Below are 3,190 nucleotides of genomic sequence, written 5' to 3'. Positions count from 1 at the left end.
AGCTCGGCCTGCAGCACCAGCGGCGAGTCGCCGTCGTTGCCGAGGGCGACCGCGACGGCACGGTCGCGCGGACCCATGTGCAGCCGCACCGGCGAGATCGTGAAGACGCCGGCGGCGGCGGGGACGGCCCACAGCGCGAACAGGAGCAACGACAGCACGAGCAGCGCGGCCGGCGCGCGTGGCGGCCGCATCAGAAGATCATCCACATCTGGAGCGCGCGGCCGGCGGCCACCTGCACCGGCTGCGGCAGCGCGTCGTCCGCGTCGGGCGTGCCGTCGGGCGACAGCACCCAGGACACGGTCTCGGCCGCGCCATCGGCCGAGGGGGCGGGGCCGCCTGATGGAGTGGCCGCGCCGTGCGCCGAGCCGGCCGACCCGCTCCCTGCCGCCGACACGATGACCGGCCGCACGTTGACGAACAGGTTGGCGCCACAGGTGAGCGTGACGCGCGCGCCGCCGGCAGAGCGCTCGATGCTGCTGCTGCAGCCGGCCGGCAGCGTCAGTGCGATGTGGACCGCGAAGCTGGCCTCGGCGGAGCCGGCGCGCGCAGGCAACGTGGTGCCGCCGGCCAGCGCGGCGCACACGCCGCCCAGCACGTGCCAATGCGGCGCGCGGCCGTGCCGGCGGCGCAGCGATCCGACCCGCGGGTGGGCATGCATGGCCTCGCCGTGCTCAGTAGGTGACCGTCAGCGTGCGGAGGGTGCCTGCGCCGTTGTTGCAGACATTCCCCGCCGGGCAGGAGCCTGGCTGGTTGGCGGGCATCGTCGGGTTCAGCGACAGCGAGTGGCTCTGCTTGTCGCCGGCGCCGTTGGACGGCGCGGTCAGCGTGTAGTTGAGCTGCGTGACCGAGTCTACGTACGTCCCCGGGGAGCCTCCAACGTCGGCGTCCAGCGAGAAGCTGTACGGCAGGTTTTCGGTGCACTGGATCGTGAAGCTGCCGCCGTTAACGACGGCAGCCGTGGCCTGCATGCCGGTGTAGGTAAAGAAGACCGGGGCGACGGCGCTGAGCAGGCAGGCCGGCGTCAGGCTGACCGAGACGTTGAAGCTCTTCGCGTCACTGCCCGCGAATGCGCTGCCATGGGCCGCCAGTCCAAGCCCGAGCAGGGCGGCGATCAGGATGTTCTTCATGAATGCATCTCCGTTGTGAAAGTGGTGTTTGCGGTGATTATTGTGATTAAGTCGAATGCATCATGCAAGCCCTCGCAATCCCGATGTTTGCCATGGTAGATTTCCGTCCCCAGTTGTGAGGAGCACCCCCCCTGAATGAGGGGGTGGTTTGGCGTGTTGGAGGCAAATAAATCACAAAAACCGCAATCGATTTTTGTCGATCTTTCTGCCAGACTGATCGCATGAACACGCCACGCACCCTTCCTTTCGCGCCCTTCGTGCCACGCATCTGCGTCGTCGACGACAACCCGGTCGTCGGTGTCCGCATGCAGAAGCTGTTGAACACGCGGGGCTTCCGCAACGTCACGGTGTTCCGCAGTGCCTGGCCGGCGCTGCAGGCCTGCCACTACCGGCTGCCGGACCTGGTGCTGGTCGACTACGGCATGCCGCAGATCGATGGCATCCGCTTCATCGAGGCGCTGCGCCACTACCCGCCGGCGCGCAAGCTGCCGATCGTGATGTTCACCGGCCAGTCGCTGGAGGCCCTGCGGCCGCGCGCGATGGAGGCCGGGGCGAACGACGTGCTGTCCAAGGACCTGACCGGCGAGGAGTTGCTGGGCCGCGTCAGGAGCCTGCTGAGCGGCGCGCAGGCGCCGTTCGAGATGGCCGCACCGTTGCTGGCGGCGCCGGTGCTCGACCGCGTGCTGCAGGCCGATGCCGGCCGCGAGGGGCCGGCATCGCATGGCGGCTGGGGCCTGCTCGCGCAGTACGAGCAGAAGGCGGAGCTCACCGACGATGACGAGTCGACGCTGCGCCACCTGTCGCGCATCGCGTCGCTGCGCGACCGCAACACCGGGCAGCACACCGAGCGCATGGCCTACTACGCGGCCGTCATCGGCCGCCGCTACGGGCTCAGCCTGACCCAGGCGCAGATGCTGGTGGCCGCCGCGCCGCTGCACGACATCGGCAAGGTCGGCGTGCCCGACGCGGTGCTGCAGAAGTGCGGCAGCCTGAACGACGAGGAACGCACGCTGATGCGCAGGCACCCGACGCTCGGCTTCGAGCTGCTGCGCGACTCGTCGTCGGCGGTGATCCGGCTCGGCGCCGAGATCTCGCTGTCGCACCACGAGCGTTTCGACGGCAGCGGCTACCCGCAGGGGCTGCGCGGCCACGAGATCCCGCTGTCGGGTCGTCTGGTCGCGGTGGCCGACGTGCTGGATGCGCTGAGCAGCGAGCGGCCCTACAAGGCGGCCTGGCCGCTGCACCTCGCGATCCGCGAGATCGGCGCGCAGGCCGGCACGCACTTCGACCCGGCCATCGTCAGCGCATTGACCGATGCTTCCGACCAACTTCTCACGATCAAGCAGTACTTCGAGATGGCCGAGCCCTTTGCAAAGACGACGCCGATGACTCTAATCTGACCCATCATGGACACTCTGGTGCAACCGCGCCGCCCACCCGCGGCGCGGTTCGTCGACTGGTTTCGCCGGCGCGGCTTCGCGACGCAGGTGCTGGTGATCCACGCCGCCACGCTCGCGGCCGTGCTCGTCGTGCTGGGCGTCGTGTCGTTCGGCTATGTCGAATCGGCGATGCACCAGGTGGCCGGCGAGATCAGCCTGAGCCGCCTGCGCGGGCTGGCGCTCGACCTCGGCGGCCTGCCGCGCAGCGAGTTCGAGGCGGCGGYCCAGCGGCAAAGCCTGCAGAACCACCTCGAAGCGCCGACCTACCTCAACGCCGTCGTGCTGTCGGCGCAGGGCGAGACCCGCGTCGTGCGCAGTGATGGCGACCCGCCGGCGCTGCCGCTCGACACCGCGTCCGGTGCGGCGCTGCGCCCCGGCTGGCGCATGGTCGACGGCACGCACCTGCGCAGCTGGGTGCCGCTGCCGCGCGGCGACGGCCTGCTCACCGCCACCGTCAGCCTGCGTCCGGCCGACACCACGGTGCGCTACGTGGTGGGCGTGCTGGGCGTGCTGTTCGTCGCGATCTCGCTGTCCGGCGGCATGGTGTTCGGGCTGCTGATGCGCCGCCATGCGCGCGGGCTGGAGCGCCTGGTCGGCTGGGCGCGCGAGCGCGCGACCCACCTC

Annotated in this window: 4 protein-coding genes and 1 pseudogene; 2 read left to right on the top strand and 3 right to left on the bottom strand. The window is 70.1% G+C overall.

Annotated features, from left to right (window positions below; all coding sequences use genetic code 11):
• From AC1D01_RS27030 to AC1D01_RS27020, 3 genes and pseudogenes are all read right to left on the bottom strand, one after another.
• Nucleotides 1–191: pseudogene (locus tag AC1D01_RS27030) on the bottom strand (fimbrial biogenesis chaperone); the annotation flags it as partial.
• Complete coding sequence (locus tag AC1D01_RS27025) at nucleotides 191–658, bottom strand: hypothetical protein (protein WP_477871873.1); 468 nt, start codon at nucleotides 656–658, stop codon at nucleotides 191–193. The gene AC1D01_RS27025 and the pseudogene AC1D01_RS27030, both read right to left, overlap by 1 nt.
• Before the next feature lie 13 nt (nucleotides 659–671).
• On the bottom strand, nucleotides 672–1,127 hold the full coding sequence (locus tag AC1D01_RS27020) for a spore coat protein U domain-containing protein (protein WP_477871871.1): 456 nt from the start codon (nucleotides 1,125–1,127) through the stop codon (nucleotides 672–674).
• 221 nt (nucleotides 1,128–1,348) lie between these two features.
• Between AC1D01_RS27020 and AC1D01_RS27015 the strand changes: the two genes are divergently transcribed.
• Complete coding sequence (locus tag AC1D01_RS27015) at nucleotides 1,349–2,527, top strand: response regulator (RefSeq protein ID WP_477871869.1); 1,179 nt, start codon at nucleotides 1,349–1,351, stop codon at nucleotides 2,525–2,527.
• Nucleotides 2,528–2,533: 6 nt separating this feature from the next.
• On the top strand, nucleotides 2,534–3,190 hold a 657-nt coding region (locus AC1D01_RS27010), incomplete at its 3' end, for a hypothetical protein (RefSeq protein ID WP_477871867.1).

Source organism: Rhizobacter sp. P3_B12 (assembly GCF_056402895.1).
This window is presented reverse-complemented; position numbering and strand designations above follow the sequence as displayed.

Coding starts and splice junctions, on each gene's coding strand:
- AC1D01_RS27015 (WP_477871869.1), top strand. CDS start 1,349: ATGAACACGCCACGCACCCTTCCTTTCGCGCCCTTCGTGCCACGCATC.
- AC1D01_RS27025 (WP_477871873.1), bottom strand. CDS start 658: ATGCATGCCCACCCGCGGGTCGGATCGCTGCGCCGCCGGCACGGCCGC.
- AC1D01_RS27020 (WP_477871871.1), bottom strand. CDS start 1,127: ATGAAGAACATCCTGATCGCCGCCCTGCTCGGGCTTGGACTGGCGGCC.